This window comes from Bacillus sp. JKS001846, from assembly GCF_900176455.1.
Taxonomy (GTDB): Bacteria; Bacillota; Bacilli; order Bacillales; family Bacillaceae_G; genus Bacillus_A; species Bacillus_A cereus.
Window position 1 is genome coordinate 3,742,538 of sequence record NZ_FWYG01000001.1, and the last position, 17,100, is coordinate 3,759,637.

Here is a 17,100-nt window from a genome sequence, read left to right on the forward strand (position 1 = left end):
CCATACCAATTAATTGAAAAAAAAGAAAGGAAGAATCCTTCCTTTCTCCTATAACCTTCTACAATTAGCGAGTATATCCGCCACCAAGTTGTTGTTCTGCCATCGCTACAAGGCGTTTTGTAATTTCACCGCCTACAGAACCGTTTGCACGTGAAGAAGTATCAGCGCCAAGTTGTACACCAAACTCTTGTGCAATTTCATATTTCATTTGATCTAAAGCTGCTTGTGCTCCATGTGATGCTAATTGATTAGAATTACGATTTCTAGCCATTACCAATCACCTCCTTATTTATATATAAATTGTGTTAAATTCAAATTAAAATACATGGAAATTTTTGGTTATTTTTTACCATAAAAAAAGAGCCTCTAAAACGAGACTCTCACATCATTTCACATTACGAAGTTACTACTTCTAATTTTCTATTTATTAATACTTTCATTTCTTCTTTTAATATCTCTTTTGCATTATGTCCAAACCATTCTAAGGAAGCAAAAAGATCCGTACCTCTCACTTCCTGAATAATCTCATCATAATTTACAATACCTTCAAATAACGGAACCATACCAATACGACTTCCTGCTGCAGCATATACATTATTAGGTTCAAACACATGCAAATAATCCGCTGAAGATATATTCTTAAAATGGTAATGTAGTGTCCACGGCTTTAATCGATGGAAACTGTCTATTGGATCTGCGCCAGACTCCCATATATGGAGAAAATCAAGATTTATTTTTAAATTCGGATGATTTACTTCTTCTAATAGTTCTATAGTAGAAGGCAATGTGTCTGTTAGTGTATTGGGATGTGTTTCTAACAGCACATACATATTGTGCTGAGCAAACACATCACAAATCTTACGTATTCGCTTTACATACTCTTTTCTCTCTTGTTCCGAGAAGTCCTTGCTCCCTTTTTGCCCAGCAAACGTGCGAATTTTATTCGTATTAAACCAATTAGCTAGTACTACAAGTTGTTCACTTTTCTCTATCGTTTTTTCAAAATCTGCTGATAATGATATATCTAAGTAATCACTTATCATCGTAATTTCTAAGTTTTTATCCTTTAGAAAAGTCAATTCTCGTTCTGTCGTTTCGCGTTCTTGTATATACAAATTTTGTGCATGAGTCCCCCACAATTCAATTCCTTCAAAACCGTTTTCATATGCAAATTGAACAATATCAGTAAATGAAATTAATTGATGACGAAATGAAATGGTACATAGCGAATATTTCATAGCATTAAACTCCCCTATCTTAAATTCAGTTAGCTTATTAAAAAGTTGCGACAGACTGATTTGTTTTCATACCTTTCCATGATAGAAACTGTCTCTCTAATTCCTTCTTAATTTGCAGTTCAATTGCATTCATTTCATCCAGTTTTTCAATAATCGATACTAGCATACCTTTATTATTCGTCATTGCCATTTTAATTGCACGATACTGTACATTTGTAAATCCTTGTACAATATCCTCTACCCGATCACACCAATAATCAAATTCTTGCTCCGAATATTGCAACGTTTCACGGAAGTATGCAAAGGCATGCTCATAACTATATTTACGAATTGCAAGTACTGGTATTTGTTTTACTGCTGCTACAAGACCAGAAAGCGCATATCCTTCTTCCTCATTTGCCATTTTTACAATTAAATTTTTCAGTTCCATAGTCAGTTCATTGTCGTTCTTTTTGAATGTTTCTGTGAAATAACTAGCTACTGTTTCTTGCGTTGGCTCCCCAATTCCTTCTATATCAATGAAATAACCTCCACCAAATGGGTTATCTTGAATAGAGTGAAGTACTTTTTCTCTTTCCATATTTCCTTCCCAACGAAAATCAGGATCTAGCATGAACCACTCTTCTTCTTTCTCTGTTTTTGATATCATTAAATAATGTGGAAACGGTTTTTGATGAAATTTATTTTCCCTCTCTGGTAATAGAGACATATCAACCATTACAATGACATAACGATTTTCCGGCTTGTTTTCTACTAATTCTAAAAACGTTTCTACATTGCTATCTTTATCTTTTGCATGATCATACCATTCGTTTACTTTAATACCGTACAATTTTTCAAACCAAAGTAAATAATGATCATGGTTAATGTTTTCAGAGTGATATGAAATAATTCCGCCTTCTGTTATATCAAAATCTCCATCCCATAGTCCAAAATAAAATGGACGAAAATCAATGTCGCTACGCCTTTTTATAATTTCACAAAAACAACTCACTAAACAGTGCACTTTTATTGAAGTCATACTCTCATCCACTTTCCTAAAGGTTAGTTATTCACATTTACTTCTTGTAACTCCTCCATAAAATCAAGCAAAGATCCTACAGTAAGAAATGCCTTTGGATCTACCTCATCCTCTGGAACGCATAGCTTTATATCCATTTCTATGTATACAATAAGCTGTAACATCATTACCGAATCTATATATAAATCTTGATTTAAGCGCATCGTTTCTTCTAAATGCGTTACATTTTTCAGTTCCATTTTTTCTATCATAATTTTTAACACGGCATTCTTTAACGCTTCCCGTCTCATGTTGTAACCTCTCCCATCTCTAGTAACTTTCTACTTACTTTTCCAGTTTTATTTTTAGGAATTTCATTTACACTTTCAATTTCATGGGGAACTTTATAAGAAGGTAAGTGCTGAATACACCATTCTCTTATTTGTACTGGATCAACATGAGAGATCACTTTCGCTTTAACTATTTCGCCCATGACAGGATGTTTCCCTCGATATACAATTGCCTCTTGAACACCTTCCAATCGAAGCATCGTTTCTTCTACCTCTATAGGAAAGACTTTTAATCCCGAAACATTAATTACATCGTCCATACGCCCCATAAAATGAATGCCACGCTCAGATTTATACCCTAAATCTTTCGTGAAGATTTCCTTATCATTCATTTTCACGACGATTTCTTCCGGTGCATTTTCATCTGAACCTATGCTTATACTCGCATGAGGTAGAGGGTTTCCTAAATCTAAATGGCTCTTCATATCATGACATATACTAATACAACCTGCTTCAGAACAACCGTATTGCTGCATCATATATGTTGTCATTTCTTTTAGTTTATAAAATAGTGCTTCTGGCAAGGGCGATCCTGATGTCATAATTTTATGAAACTGGAACGTTCCTAATGGAAAACTCCCCATAATGTGTAACATAAGTGGTACTGCATATATAATATGTTTCTCTGTATTGCGAACTATATTTAATGCGAATTTAGGATTTTTATTCGTAATGATTACAGGCTGGCTCCCCCTCTTAATTGCTGATAAAGTACCACATATTAGTCCGTATGAATGTGAAACAGGAGCCATAACGATTGGCACTTCATCTACTTCACAGTTTAAAGCTTCATTATAAGCGGTAATTTCCGTATCAACTTCCGTCCATGCTCTACGAATTAGTTTCGGTTCCCCTGTAGTTCCAGAACTATATTGCAATAAAGAAGGCTCTTCTAGTAAAAAGTTCCCTACTTCTAATTTTGTAAAATCGCCATATTCTCCATATAAAATTCCTACACAATTTGCACGCTTTGCCATTTCAATAGCTGTTTCTTTTGGTGTATCTTCATGTATAAGTAATACTGATGATTTCTTTTCTTTTAAGAAAAACACAATCGTAATAATATCGAATGGATCTTTCAGACAAAGTGCAAATCTATTTCCTTCTGCTTCTTTAAATTGTTCCATTTCCTCATAAACTTGTAATCTCGATTCAAAATCACTTTTGCTATACTCTTGTTTATTAACGATTAGCATAATTCCCCCCTGTAACAGCTGATTTTTGTTTCATAAGTTGTCTTACTCTATACAATGGATTTGGAACTTCATGAACAAGCGATTCCAGATCCATATATAATCGACGTTTCGTTAATTGTTCAGCATAGAATGTAGGTGCATATAATTGAATATTTTCAAATCTACCTTTCAAATGTGGATATATTCTTAAATGATTTTCAATTTCTTCAACAACCATCATCCAAAAATGTTCTTCTTTCAATCCATATTCATCCGCAAGTACGAATGCTAATTCTCCTAAATTAAACAGGAATAGTGCATCTAACACCATCTCTTGCAAACATTCAATGCGATCCATTTCAAAGAAATCATTCATTTTTCCATTCGCATATGTTTTATGCATTTTAGTAAAGTCGGGACATTTGTCAACCGTTTTCAAATATGGACGATAAAACTCAAGCCCTTCATGAAAATCCTTTAACGCAATACGAACAGGCACCCCTTCTTTATGGACTAGAATCATATTTTGTCCATGTGATTCCAGTGCGATGCCATGCTCTACAACAAGATGTATAACTGGTATTATCGCTTTTTGAATAAGTAATTGTAGCCAATCCTTCATTCCATATTTATTCAACCACGCATCAATAATTGGTGTACCATTTTTCTCTTTAGCGTATAAACCATTAAAAGGAATTGCATCTTCTTGTGCATCTAAATACTTATGAATGCTTTCGCGCCAAATACATCCTAATGAACCATATATAGCTTTTTTATTCGTGTCATACGTTACACTGGAAAACTCATTTAACAAGATTAAACGTGCTTCATCCATTAAATAGGCGTCATTACTTACAACATCATTTAACCAATTTGATATTGCTGGTGCACTCACAACAGAGTATGGTTTCAGCGTACGAAGTGTTGAAGTGTTGAGTAAATTCATCGATAATTTAACGTACGGTTTCTTTGGACTCGTAATATTTCTTAATGTTCTCATTGACTGTTGCGCGCAATAATCGTCCTCAGATGTTCCTAAATAAATAATAAATTTCCCCTGTATATGATCCACATAATTTGAAATGATGAAATTCACCCACTGCCATGGGTGAACAGGTATAAACACGTACTGTTTTGGATTACATCCCTTATTACAAATTCGTTCCATAAACTCTTCTAATTTACGATCGCCAATCTCCTCTTTTAAAAGGTTGTTATACATCACTTCATTCTCATAACCTACAGTCGCATAATTCTTATGCGCTGCAATCCATATGAGTTTTATTGGCTGCATAAATTCATAACCATATTGAAAATTGTCACGATATTGAAATCCAACACGTGCTTTATAACTAGGATGATATGGATGGCCGTCTATTAAATGGCTTTCGAACTCATCGTAAGATTTTTGAGTATATTCTCTCTTATTATTTCTTTCATATTGTGCAATCGTGTCTTTAAATATTGTTTGTTCTAATTCGTGTATAAAAGAATCTAATTTAGCTTGTTCTACACTAGTAACCCGAAAAACTTCTTCTAGAAATTGCGAGACAGATTGTATTTCTTGCTGTTCATCTTGAACTCTTACTATTAATGAGTCTAACGAAATACGTCCAAATGTCATCCGTTCCCTGCCATAGCATTTGTACGTGACACTTTTGCCTTCTTCATCAAGTCCTTGTATTAGAAAAAGAAGTTGTTCTTCTTTTTCTATGCGAACCGGTGTAATAATCCCCTCATAAATTAACGATTCTACTAATTGACGTAGCACTCTTCTTCGTACTGAAATGTAATCTTCTGATTCGAGCGCCTTCAATACTTTCGTATGATACATGTCCACTCTCATAAAACCCTCCACCTTATGACAAAATACCATTATTTGTATTACGTGAAATTTTAACGTTATTTATGAACGAACAGCCACTTCTCTAACGAGTGGATTATGTACTTGCACATAAATAGCTTGCTCCAATGGATTACTTAACTCATCGACATCGAAAAATCTCGTTAGTAAATTTGCTTTACACGCTAACTTATCTTCGTCCAATAATTCTCTTAAAAATGTAGAAGGTTCCCGGTTATATGGAAGGAATGATTCAAGTACAGACCTTAATTCCGAGAGAAGAATTTCCTCCTTAATTAATCCTGCTGTGCCAAAACCATTAATGAGGCCAAACATATGATTGAAAATTAAGTAGTAACGAAATCTCTCATCCACAATATAGTCGTCATATAAATTTCCAGTACGTTCTCCAATACCAGCTAATTCATTATTAAGCATCTCTTTCATTGAATTACAGAAATAAAATCCTTGATTATCACGGAAATAATATTTGACCGGATAACCATCTTTTAGCTGAACAACGCTATTTTGCTGATGAGCTTCTAATGCAACACCATACTGTAAATACATCCATACCATTGGCTTTAAAGAAATATTCATATATCGTCTAAACCACTCTAAGCTTACTTCTTCACAGCTTTTACTTTCTAAATCTGCTAGGCGATGAATAATATTCGATAACCGCGTACGCTCCCCAGGTATAGCGTCTTGAACTAGCCCAGCAATTAATGTTGCGTCGTTTGCATGTTCACTATAAAAAGGATTCTCACGAATAATCACTTCAAATCCAGATTCTTGTGTTCCATAATTTAATGTAATAAAGGCTGGATCACAAATAAAATCAAATCCTGGAAATCTTTCTCGTACTTCACCAATAGCCGTATTTAACATTTCCTTCCCTTCAAGACCACTCTCAAGTTCTTTCAGTTTATTAATACGCATTGAATTCGTTACTTTCACCGGAAATGAAAACTTAAGCATATACTTCGAATTGGGATGATATAGCGTCCTTAGTGATGATGTTGCCATATAATACTTACCTACAGGACCAATATACTCAAGCAATTCTTGAATTATCCAATCTTGTACGTAAGCTTGATGCAAGAGCCATTCTGCCTGAAGCGGATGAATTGGAATTAATGCATATTGATCTTCCTTACAGTACTTCGCTATAAATTCCTTACTAACCATCTCATCATTACTTAATTCTTCTTTTATAATCGTTGTTGTAGAATCTGATAATAATGATTTTTCATTTACTATACTTTTATGTGCCCGAAAATAATGAAGCTGACATTCCCCTTTTAATTCTGGAGAATACATTGCACTTTTCCAATCCAATATCCCCTGTCTACTCTTTGGTGTAGGATGAGTTAAATGCCCAAATAATAAAGACTGCTCCGCTTCTATAAAAGTTGTATGGAAACCGTATAATGCGGATGTATCTTCTATTCTCTCTTTTGTAAATTCCTCAATATTTTGACAACTACGGATAACTCGAAGCATAAGTTCCGCAGGATTCGTTCCTTCTCCGTAGTTGATCGACATCTCTTTTATTAAAAACGTAATAACTGTAACGTAATCTGCTGTAATAACGGAATTACTATCTCCAATTTGATAATAAAATTGTTCTCCAAACAAATGGCGATCTGTTGATGATTTATATATAACTTCTCCATACAAAGTAACGTTCTGTGCCGATAGCCGACAACATAAATATGTGGGGACTGTATCTCTATTCAACGTATTACTGAAGATACTTTTCATTCTTTCATCCTCTGTAATCCATTCTCCACTCCCTGTTTCTCTTAAATAACAGTTTAAAAAGCTTTGTAATGTTGCATGTTCTGCGATTTGTTTCGCATGCTGCATGTTGGTCCTGCTACTAAAAATATAGATAAATGTACATTCTTAGAGTATTCCTGCTTCTACGTGTCCTGTCTCGCCAATCACTCGCTACTACAGTTTGCTGTAACACTCCACAGGCGTAAATTCCGATGTAGCCCACCGTACATATATACAATCTATTTACGTTAGTATTATATATTCTTTTGCTTGTAAAAGGTTGATTGACGCGTTCAAATCTCTATCCATTACATTTCCACAGTCACATTCATATACTCGGTCGGATAGCTTTAAGTCTACTTTCTTTTGACCACAACATGAACATAGCTTTGAAGATGAATAGAACCTGTCTACTTGACGCAGTTCAATTCCATATTCCTCACACTTCGTCAATAACCATGTTTTAAATGTATAAAAGTACTGCTTAGCAACTGCTTTAGATAGATGTTTATTCTTCATCATACCTTTCACATTCAAATCTTCTACTGTAATAAACGTTGGCTTGGTTTTCACCACACCATTTACAACAGACTTTACATACGCTAATCGAATGTTTGCTAACTTGGCATGTAGTTTTTGCACCCTAAGAATGTTTTTATCTATATTCGCTCTTTTATTAGTAACAGAGTGTTCACCTCTCTTTTTTAGATTTTCAAATTTACGTGATAAAGAGCGTTGTTCACGTTTTAACCGCTTTTCTATCTTTTTTACTTTTCCTGTTTTGTTTATATTTTTGTGAATTTTCCCATCGCTACGTACAGCGAAATCTTTCACGCCTAAATCAATGCCTACACCCGTTGAATGGAGTGTTGGCTTCGCTTTTGTTTCTTCCAATTCACAAAGCACAGATACAAAATATTTTCCTGCTCTTTTAGCTATCGTTCCGCTTTTTACAACCGCATCTTTTGAAATATATCCATACTCTTTTAATCTCATCCATCCAATCGTAGGGATTTTTACTCTATGTCTTTCAACTATCCAATCTGTTTTGTTGTTTTTAGGGAAATAACATTTTACATCTTCATTTTTCTTTTTCTTGTAGCGTGGAAACTTAGATAAACCTTTAAAAAATCGCTTAAAAGCTTTATCTCCGTTCATAATCGCTTGTTTTACAGCTTTACTTGATATTTCTTTTATCCACTGGTCACATTCTTTTGTATGAATGTTGTTTAGCCATTTAGAAAATTCATAGCCACTAAGAAATTCCCCCTCGGATTCATATATCTCTTTGTTTTTTGAAAGATATAGATTGTAAACATACCTGCACACTCCAATCGTTTGATGGATCTTGGTTATTTGTTCATTTGTCGGCTTAATCTCTATTAGATATGCTTTTTTCATAGATCTTCATCCTCCGACATTCTCTTTTTGTATTTCCTCAATCTGTATATCCTACAACTAAATATGTGAATAACAGATATCAAATACTAAGCAAACTCTTCTTGTGGAGACAACCTTTCATTAGTAACAATGATAACTTTGACTCCCAACTTATGAAGAAATCCATCAAACCAATCATAATCAAAACGGAAAACCCTATCTTTGTGTGCGATGGTGATGGTTGAAACATTTCTCTCCATGCAGTCATCGAGCTTATATTTTTCATTACGCATATCCACGTTTACTTATGTTTTCACTTACTGTTAGTTCCTCCTCTTTATATTAACGCTATCGGAATTTCATATTATAATTGATAATGATATTCAATTCAAGAGTATATTTCAGAATTTTTTATCAAATTAAATTTTTATTTTTTTCTTTCTTTTCTTTAATCTAGTTAAAAGTACACTAGAAAATTTCTTGCTTTCAAACTAATTACCTACTATTTTTTATTAATCCATTTTTTGATGGATTAATAAAAAGGTACACCAAATGAGGTATACCTTTCCCTATGATATGTTTACATAATATTATTATATGTATAAATCTATATAGCTGTTTGTTTTTGTAACAAATTTAAATCTCTCCAACAATACGCTGTTTCTTCTACCCTTACTCTCTCTAAAAATTTCGTATCAATTTTTTCAGGGGTAAATTTTTCATAAAACTTTTTAGAAGGATTATTCGTAACAACCCAAACTAAAAGTGATTGCATATCATTGTTTATACAATCCGATAATAAAGCTTGAAATAACTTTTGTCCTATTTTCATTCCTTGATACTGTTGTAAAAGGTAGATTGCATATAATTCTCCATCACAATTATATGTACCAGTTCTTTCTACTCCCCCATCGATGAATCCAACTATTTCTCCATTTAAATTCTCTGCTACAAATCTAAATTGATGATTACCTTCTTTTTGAAAAATATCTTCCCATTGTTTTTCTCGTTTCTCATATGCTATATTATCTAGAATTTCGTCAGCAAATATCCCTTTATACGCTGTCTTCCAACTATCAACATGCACCTTTGCTATACCTGGTATATCATCCTTTATTGCTCTTCTAATATGTATTCCCATCATTTCTCCCCCCTTATTACTCATCATTATATCAATTTCATTCCTTAAAAATCCAAATAAAAAAGAGTGAATTCACTTCACTCTTTTTTATCACAATTATCTACTTTCCACTTCAACTGAAACTACTCGATCAATCTCTTTCAGGGAACTATATAACTCTGTTGTATATAAATCTTCTGGAGCTAAAATAACCATCTCCAGTTGCTGAAATGCTCCACTATCTATATCTTTAATTTTCACGCGTTTCACATGCATGCCTAAATTTTTAATTTGCTTAAATATACCATCTAACTCATGATGCTCTTTAACAGTAATTTTTATAGATAAATCCTTTTGTCTTAATGAATACGGTCCTGCAATTTTCACAAGTTGCGGAAGTACATTAATCGCTAAAATAATTAAAACCATAGCAACTGTCGCTTGTAAATAAAATCCTGCACCAATTGCGATCCCTAAAGCTGAAGCAGCCCACACCATAGAAGCTGTTGTTAATCCAGAAATAACGTCATTACTTCTTCGTAAAATGACACCTGCGCCAAGAAAACCAATTCCACTAACAATTTGAGCGGCCAGTCGCATCGGATCCATATTTGTATGTCCTGGAACAGAATATACATGCACAGATTCAATTGAAACCATCGTAATTAAACAACTTGCTACAGAAATAACCATACTTGTTTTCACACCCAGTGGTTTATTCTTTAGCTGCCTATCTATCCCGATGAATAATCCTAAAAAGAGTGCTAAACCTAATTTGAGTAAAAATTCATATGACATATTCCCATTCTCCTTACTTTACAATGTTTCCCTTAGAATAACTCACTATAACTCTTTTATGATATCAATTCCAGTCTTTTCTATTCATTTAACGTAAAAAACCGAAAAAACATTTATAACGATGTTTCTCCGGCTTTTTATTACACTTTAGATTCTTCTTTATTTCTGATCTTTAATCTTAATTTCTGCATCTTTGTAGAATGCTAATTTACTGTCATTATACTCTTTTGTAAATTTGTTAAACTGCTCTTTCGACTTTTGTGCTTCCACATTTAATTCATTAACAGTTTTAACTTTTTCACCGATTTCTTTTAATTTCGTTTCTTTTACTTTTAATTTTTCATACAGTTCTTTTTCAGTCGCTAACACTTTCGTGTAATTTTCATTCATCTTTTGGAATGCATCATAACGATTCTTATACGACTCTTCTACTGCTTTTGCTTGTTTTTGTAACTTCTTATCTTCAATCTTCTCTATATTACTTTGAACAGATTTCGTTTCCTTCTGTGCTTTTTCTAGCATTTCTTTCTCACTTTTCAATACTTTTTCACGATCATCTACATTTGCAGTAGCTTGCTCTATTTTCTTCACAACTGCTTCATTATGATCTTTACCTTCTTGCAAAATTTGAGCATATAATTCTTGCCCTTGTTTCTCTAACTGCTCTAATTTTTTTGCTTCATCCACTAAAGATTTTTCTTGTGTTGCTGCTGTTTCAAAAGCTGTATATAGATTTTCTTCTGGCTTTTCACCGAAACAACCTGTTAAAAGTCCTACTGATAATGCTCCAACTACTGCTACTTTTCCATACTTCAACGTTCATTCCTCCATTACATACGGTTATCATGCCAGAAGTTCACTGGGAAGTGACTTTCTTCATGATAAGCTTCGAACTCATAACCTTTTTCTTTTAGCCCTTTTAAAATTGCTGGCACAGCAGCAACTGATTGCGGGTGAATATCATGCATTAAAATTACTTCTTGTGGTTTTGTTGCGTTTGTTAATACATTTTGAGCAATTTGTGCTGCAGCTGCATCAACTGGCATTTTATTGTATTTCCAATCTAATGAATCAATTGTCCAATCCCATACTTTAAATCCGCCTTCTACCACTTTATTTCGAAGACCTTCATTTAATCCAGGCATCGAACCATATGGAGGACGTGTTAATTTAGGTGATTTCCCAATAATATTAGCGATTAAACCTTGATCTTCTTTCATCTCATTTACATACTCGCCATTTTTATATAACTTTGCGAAATTATGTGTCATACTATGCATGCCTACATAATGACCCTCAGCATTTTCACGTTTCACTAAATCAGGAAATTCTTTTACATTCGCTCCAATTAAAAAGAACGTCGCCTTCGCATCATGTTGTTTTAGCGTATTTAATAATTCAGCCGTATATTTCCCTGGCCCATCGTCAAATGTAAGATAAGCAACTTTTCTTTCTTTTCCATTAAAACGACTTGGTGCCGTTTTATTCATTTCAACTTTCGGCTGTTCACTTGCAAGCTGCACTACATTTTCTTGTTTCGCAACAGCTTTTGCTGGTGAAGTAATTGATTGAAACATGTAATACCCAATAGCTACTGCGGCAATCGCTATTAAAACGACTACTATTTGTTTAATTTTTAAAGCTTTTTCCATTCTATCGAATTCCTCTCCCTATTAATCTTATATATAAATCGCCCAATATAATTATACATCTATTTATTTTTATTTCACCATATAAATAGATTTTATTTGTATTATAATGGGAGTTTTATCAAAATTGTTGTTCCTATTCCTTCTTTGCTTGTAACACTAAGCGCACCGCCATGAAGCTCTACCATTTTTTTAACGATAGCTAAACCAATACCTGCACCTGCAGCATGATTATTAATTTGGTAAAATGATTGCTCAATATATGGTAAATGTTCTTTAGCAATTCCAATACCTTCGTCTCTTACCTTAATCACTGCTTGTCCTTCTATTTTAGTCGCTTCAATGTGTATTGTGCTTTTTTCATGTGAATACTTAATTGCATTTTGAACAATATTCAAGAAAACTTGCTTTAGCCTATTTCGATCTCCCATCAATTCAATTCGGTCTATAGTAGTAATAAATTGAATTTCCTTCTCTTCCGATTTAGGAGTTAATTGCCAAATCGTCTCCTCTAGTATATCGTACAATTGCACCTTTTGTTTATATAAATTAAAATGATTTGATTGTAATCTTGAAAAATCTAGCAATTCTTCTACTAAATGAATTAACCTATCTGTCTCACCTGAAATAATGCCCATACCTTGCTTTATTTCTTCTTCTGTTAAATGATCTACTGTTTTTAACGTCTCACTCCAACCTTTAATTCCTGTTAAAGGCGTTCGTATTTCGTGCGAAATAGAAGCAATGAATTCATTTTTCATCTGCTCACCCTTATCTATTTTATAGGCCATATAATTTAAACTATGTGCCAAGTCACCTAATTCTCCAGGATAATCTTCTTTAATTTTTTGCTTTAATGTGCCTTCTGCAATTTGTGAAGAGGCTTGAATAATGGATTCAATTGGCTCAACAAATGAATTTGCCAAACGTCTACTAATTAAGAAGGCAACTCCCGAAATAACAATACCTACAGAAATAGTAAACGTAATAATTTCAATAATCTTTTTATTTACATTTGTTAAAACAGTCGTGTATTTTAAAACACCAATAGTTTGTCCTTGATGTATAAGTGGGCTTAGCACCTCTAGTTGTTTTTTATTACCTTTCGTAGTAACTTGATTATACATTTCACCTTCTAATAATGATTGTGGAATATTCACTTTACCTTCTACCTTTTCACCACTTGAAGATTGTATAACCGAGCCGTGACGATCAATTAACTGTAATTCTGTTCCTTCTAATTGAAAGCTACTAATTATGTCACCACTATATTCTTGTAATCGAATAAAGTATAGTGAATTGTATTCTGAAAAAAAACGTGTACTCGTTTTCGCATGAGACTCTATATATTGCACAATACCATTATAATAGTATCGATAAATTGAGACTGAAAATACAACTTCAAATAATACAAGCATAAGTGTAATGACCGTCATAAAATATAGAGTCACTTTCCGTTTCATCTTATACTTTCCTTCCACACATATCCTTTTCCCCACACCGTAAGAATAAATTCAGGTTCTGATGGATTACATTCTATTTTTTGACGTAACCGTCTCATATTTACATCTACTACTTTCGTTTCACCTACGTAATTAGTTCCCCAAATCATATTTAAAATTTCATCACGCGAAACTGGCTTTGAAGCCTGATTCATTAAATACTGTAATATCATATACTCTGTAGGTGTTAAATCGACTAATTGTCCATCTTTATACAATCTTTCTTCTATAATATTTAACGAAAATGGACCTGACGTAACAATATTCGTTTTTTCTTCATGTACTTCTATTCTTCTTAATAAAGACTGTATACGTGCAGTTAATACTACTGGACTAAACGGTTTTGCAATATAATCATCTGCACCTATTCCTAGTCCTTGCACCTTATCTTCATCTTGTACACGTGCGGTTAACATAATAATACCCATTTTTTTATTTTCTTTCCTGATAGCCTTACAAACTTCTAAACCATCAATCCCCGGTAACATTACATCCAGCAGTGCTATATCAACAGTTTGTTCACTCAAAATCTGTAACGCTTCTTCTCCAGTAGTAGCTTCTATTACATAAAATCCAGCACGTTTTAAATTTAAAACAATAAAGCTACGGATTGTTAATTCATCTTCTAAAACTAAAATTTTTGACATAATTCCCACCTCCTACTCTTGTTGATAATCCGCTAGCGGTTTTATATATGCTTTCACTTTTTCAAATTTCGATTGCTTCGGTACTGCATATACGTGAGAAGCTGTTTTAATTGCTGCGCTGTAGCCTTTTATATTGAACCATTCTTTCCGCTTAAAAATATGAACTTCAAGCCATATTTCATTTGTTCTTGTATCCAAAAACTTTTGAGAATTTGATTCTTTTTGCTGATCTGGTATTGTAATTTTCCCTATTAACTCTTTAGGAATTTTCACATAATACCCTTTTTCTATATCTATATATCGTTCTTCAATTGGTTTAATTCCAGATTCACTCCACTGTATGTAACGTTCAAAAAGCGGACTATCACCATGTGATTTATCTTCCCAACCTTTTGGACGTACAGTACGAACAAATTCAATAATGCCGTCTTCATTAACATCTTTACTTTCTACAACATATTCATTAAATAAATCTTCTTTCCCATCTATAGGTAATACTTCATAATGATCCTGATCAAATTTTGCTACATAAGTTATACCTGAATGAGCGCCAACTCCTGCATCAATTACCACCGCCTTTAGTGATTTAGATATACGACCCATTTGTATTCTTTGAATACTATTTATAAATGGATCGTATGACACTTCAGATAAAGTCTTAAATTGTTCCATGAACTCAACTGTCAGCTTCTCATCTTTTTCAAATGTAACAAGGCTTATATCTTTCAGTCCATTTTCATTTAGATCCTCTATGAATAACTTCGTATAACTTCGATTATATATTTCCTTCATATCTTCATTTTCTTCCGAAAAAACATACATAACATGTTCTAACGATTCACGATTTACAGAGATTCCGATTAACAACTCTCTCTTCCCGTTCCCTGTAAAATCACCGACTTCAACGATATCTACATCTCCACCATCAAATTTATGTGTGGACTTTATTCTCCAGCCATTTCCGATTTCTTCATATACGGCTAAATATACGCTATGATCTTCATTCGGCAATTTATAAAATAAGATGGCTTCTTTCTTATTATCTTGTTTAAAATTCATTGACCAAATCATCTGTTTATCTTTGTTAGACATTGGAGTAAGTAAGCGATAATTAACAGGTAAATCTTTATCAATTTGTTCCTTTAATTCATTAATCCATTTTTCATTTGTAGGAGCTTCCATTAGACTTGTTGGAGCCTCAGACATTTTACATCCAGTCAATATAAAGATAATTCCCATCATGCTTAACCATTTCTGCATATGATATCTTTCCTTACCACAAATTTTGAATATGTCCTTTTACTTTTTTACCTATCCATTATACTCATACATATGAGTATAATTTTTCTAAACTAAAAAATCGTTACAGAAAAGTTACAAATACATTCCCATAAAAAAAGATTGGCAAAAGCCAATCTTTTTTTATTATTCGTTTCGGACTGATTTTGGCGTTACACCTAAATGATCATTTAATTTTTTGGAAATGTCTTTTACATTTTTTTCATTTGGAATGTAATAATAAATACCACCGATACGTTTATCTGTACCTTCTATTTGCATTTTTTCCATTTCCAAATTAGATCCTGCCATATTTTTTGTAATAGCAAGCATATCGTCAAATGTTAAGTTCGTTTTCATGTTTTTATCAACCGCATCCAGTAAAGAGCCCATTTTGCTAATTGATTGAACAGACATCGCTTTTTTAGCAATTGCTTCTATTACAAGTTGCTGTCTCTGTCCACGCATTGCGTCACTATCAATTTTACGCGTTCTTGCAAGTGCAAGTGCTTGTTCTCCATTTAAATGTTGGTAACCTTTTTCTAAATGGATCATACCAGCTTGGTCTTTACTATCTTGTTCAGTGAAAGTAACTGGTACATCAATATCAATACCACCAATTGAATCGACAATTTGTACGAATGATTCAAAGTTAAACTTCACATAATAATCAACAGGGACATTTAAAAATCTTTCCACCGTATCACGTGTGCTTTCTACGCCACCAAATACGTGAGCATGAGTAATTTTATCTAGTTTTTTTCTAGTTGGAATGTAAACACGTGAATCACGTGGAATACTTACTAGCTTAACAGACTTATCATCTTTATTAATTGTTGCTAATAAAAGTGCATCTGTTCGAACTGCTTCGCCATATTGGCTTTTTCTCATTTCACTTCCATCTACACCCATGATTAATATTGAAATATTATCCTTTAAAGGTTCAACTTCTTTATCACGCTTTGATGACTTATCAATTTTTGCATACGCATCATTTACAACAGCTTTTGCTTTATTATATATAAACGAACCATATCCTACTCCTCCAAAAATAAGTAGGAAAAATGGAATTAATATGAACCATTTCATTGACTTTCTTTTAGAACGCTTTTTATTACTTCTCGTATTTTGTTCTAATTCAGAGCTCATACCCATTCGCCTCTCTTTCTCTTTACCAAGTATAATGTAAGTCTATTTATCTTCATATTGAATTTCCTTTCACTAACCTTACAATTTTGTAAGGTTACTACTTAAACCCAATACGTATTCCATTTCACATTATACTCTCGTACTTATTTTTGGCAAGTCACTATTTACCAATTTCAAAAATTTAGC

16 protein-coding genes are annotated in these 17,100 nt (G+C 33.2%); all 16 read right to left on the reverse strand.

Going from position 1 to position 17,100, the window contains the following annotated elements:
- Nucleotides 1–64: 64 nt before the first annotated feature.
- Complete coding sequence (locus B9A45_RS19970) at nt 65–271, reverse strand: alpha/beta-type small acid-soluble spore protein (RefSeq protein WP_000113545.1); 207 nt, start codon at nt 269–271, stop codon at nt 65–67.
- A 124-nt stretch (nt 272–395) separates the two neighbouring features.
- The gene (locus B9A45_RS19975; protein WP_000877670.1) at nt 396–1,238 is read right to left on the reverse strand and encodes a sugar phosphate isomerase/epimerase family protein; all 843 of its coding nucleotides are present in this window, start codon (nt 1,236–1,238) and stop codon (nt 396–398) included.
- A gap of 37 nt (nt 1,239–1,275) precedes the next feature.
- Entirely contained in the window at nt 1,276–2,259 is a 984-nt protein-coding gene (locus B9A45_RS19980; RefSeq protein ID WP_000200704.1) for a DUF6005 family protein, read from the reverse strand.
- 23 nt (nt 2,260–2,282) lie between these two features.
- Entirely contained in the window at nt 2,283–2,549 is a 267-nt protein-coding gene (asbD, locus tag B9A45_RS19985) for a petrobactin biosynthesis protein AsbD (protein WP_001250558.1), read from the reverse strand.
- Complete coding sequence (locus B9A45_RS19990) at nt 2,546–3,784, reverse strand: AMP-binding protein (protein WP_000909579.1); 1,239 nt, start codon at nt 3,782–3,784, stop codon at nt 2,546–2,548. Before B9A45_RS19990 ends, asbD begins: the two co-directional genes overlap by 4 nt.
- On the reverse strand, nt 3,771–5,609 hold the full coding sequence (locus B9A45_RS19995) for an IucA/IucC family protein (RefSeq protein WP_142263075.1): 1,839 nt from the start codon (nt 5,607–5,609) through the stop codon (nt 3,771–3,773). Before B9A45_RS19995 ends, B9A45_RS19990 begins: the two co-directional genes overlap by 14 nt.
- Before the next feature lie 60 nt (nt 5,610–5,669).
- A complete protein-coding gene (locus B9A45_RS20000) occupies nt 5,670–7,478 on the reverse strand; it encodes an IucA/IucC family protein (protein ID WP_001163356.1) in 1,809 nt (602 codons plus the stop codon).
- 156 nt (nt 7,479–7,634) lie between these two features.
- Complete coding sequence (locus tag B9A45_RS20005; RefSeq protein WP_084064663.1) at nt 7,635–8,792, reverse strand: RNA-guided endonuclease InsQ/TnpB family protein; 1,158 nt, start codon at nt 8,790–8,792, stop codon at nt 7,635–7,637.
- A 586-nt stretch (nt 8,793–9,378) separates the two neighbouring features.
- Entirely contained in the window at nt 9,379–9,915 is a 537-nt protein-coding gene (locus tag B9A45_RS20015) for a GNAT family N-acetyltransferase (RefSeq protein ID WP_002100922.1), read from the reverse strand.
- A gap of 93 nt (nt 9,916–10,008) precedes the next feature.
- The gene (locus tag B9A45_RS20020) at nt 10,009–10,689 is read right to left on the reverse strand and encodes an MgtC/SapB family protein (protein ID WP_000119510.1); all 681 of its coding nucleotides are present in this window, start codon (nt 10,687–10,689) and stop codon (nt 10,009–10,011) included.
- A gap of 159 nt (nt 10,690–10,848) precedes the next feature.
- Nucleotides 10,849–11,505, reverse strand: a complete 657-nt coding sequence (locus B9A45_RS20025) for a YkyA family protein (protein WP_000873565.1) — start codon at nt 11,503–11,505, stop codon at nt 10,849–10,851.
- A gap of 14 nt (nt 11,506–11,519) precedes the next feature.
- Nucleotides 11,520–12,341: a peptidoglycan-N-acetylglucosamine deacetylase gene (locus tag B9A45_RS20030; protein ID WP_000409482.1), complete on the reverse strand. Its 822-nt coding sequence runs from the start codon at nt 12,339–12,341 to the stop codon at nt 11,520–11,522.
- A gap of 101 nt (nt 12,342–12,442) precedes the next feature.
- Nucleotides 12,443–13,801 carry a sensor histidine kinase gene (locus B9A45_RS20035; protein WP_084064667.1) on the reverse strand — a complete coding sequence of 453 codons (1,359 nt, stop codon included), beginning with the start codon at nt 13,799–13,801 and terminating at the stop codon, nt 12,443–12,445.
- Complete coding sequence (locus B9A45_RS20040) at nt 13,798–14,487, reverse strand: response regulator transcription factor (RefSeq protein WP_000036070.1); 690 nt, start codon at nt 14,485–14,487, stop codon at nt 13,798–13,800. The genes B9A45_RS20035 and B9A45_RS20040 overlap by 4 nt, the downstream gene beginning before the upstream one ends.
- Before the next feature lie 12 nt (nt 14,488–14,499).
- Nucleotides 14,500–15,747, reverse strand: a complete 1,248-nt coding sequence (locus tag B9A45_RS20045; protein ID WP_001174860.1) for a hypothetical protein — start codon at nt 15,745–15,747, stop codon at nt 14,500–14,502.
- A gap of 165 nt (nt 15,748–15,912) precedes the next feature.
- Nucleotides 15,913–16,914: an LCP family protein gene (locus B9A45_RS20050; RefSeq protein WP_002100920.1), complete on the reverse strand. Its 1,002-nt coding sequence runs from the start codon at nt 16,912–16,914 to the stop codon at nt 15,913–15,915.
- Nucleotides 16,915–17,100 lie beyond the last annotated feature (186 nt).